Consider the following 502-nt stretch of genomic DNA (forward strand, 5'->3'; position numbering starts at 1 on the left):
AGCGAGTTTACTCACAGCAGCAGGTATCGTCACCGGCGTTTTGGGGCTGTATGCGATACTCGCCCTACTTCAGCCCCTAATTCAACAACACTACGGTATAAATCTCACGTTAAGCACGCTTTCTGCGTACGAATGGATGCTGCTTAGCTTTGTACAATGCGCCGGTATTGTGATTGGTTTTATTCCAGCATTCCGCGCCTACAGACAGTCACTCAGTGACGGAATGACCATAAGGATCTAACGATGTGGAAAAAAGTTTTAGCCAGTTGCTTACTCGCGATTGCATTTACGACGCCGGTCATGGCGAGTGATGAGCCATTAACGCTCGACTGGATCGATCTGGTTCCTGAAGCGGAACGTAAGCTGTTCGACAGCGTGGGGATGCCCGCATCTGATCACAGTGGTGGCGCGGCGCAGCAATCAAAAATCGGTAACGTCAGACCAGAGCTCAATGGCCGTCAGGTCAAAATCCCTGGCTTCGTGATTCCTCTTGAGGGAGATG

At 50.8% G+C, this 502-nt stretch carries 1 protein-coding gene and 1 pseudogene; both read left to right on the forward strand.

Annotated elements, in window-relative coordinates; translation table 11 throughout:
* A pseudogene (locus R7R24_RS30815) lies at positions 1-241 on the forward strand (FtsX-like permease family protein); the annotation flags it as partial.
* Between the two features lie 2 nt (positions 242-243).
* The coding region (locus R7R24_RS30820) for a DUF3299 domain-containing protein (RefSeq protein WP_318120730.1) at positions 244-502 on the forward strand (259 nt) is incomplete at its 3' end.

The organism is Vibrio sp. 704 (genome assembly GCF_033339295.1).